General features: G+C 58.6%; 1 protein-coding gene. It reads right to left on the bottom strand.

Going from position 1 to position 297, the window contains the following annotated elements:
• Positions 1-297 (bottom strand): flagellar hook-basal body complex protein (locus tag FDX22_RS15680; protein WP_146717432.1); only part of this gene is annotated, 297 nt, incomplete at both ends.

Here is a 297-nt window from a genome sequence, read left to right as displayed (position 1 = left end):
TGTACCGGATTCACCCGTCTGCACCCACGCGGTACCGCTTACCGCTTCCAGTCCGCTCTCATCCGGGAAGGTCGCCAGCACAACCTGGCCCTGCAGCATACGTTCACCATTGCTGTAGGTGGCGTACACTTTGCCGTCGTCATCCACCTGCACGCCGTTTTGCGTTGCGGAGGCATAGCCGGTCGCGGAGTTGGTGGTAACAGAGAAATCTGAGCCATACTGGGTACAGTCGGAGTAATCGACGGTCATCGAAATCGGCGCGGCTTCATCGGTGGTAAAGGTGATGGTTTGCGGCGT

Origin of the sequence: Citrobacter sp. TBCS-14 (assembly GCF_005280805.1) — a bacterium.
In the GTDB taxonomy this organism is placed as follows: Bacteria; Pseudomonadota; Gammaproteobacteria; order Enterobacterales; family Enterobacteriaceae; genus Citrobacter; species Citrobacter gillenii.
This window is presented reverse-complemented; position numbering and strand designations above follow the sequence as displayed.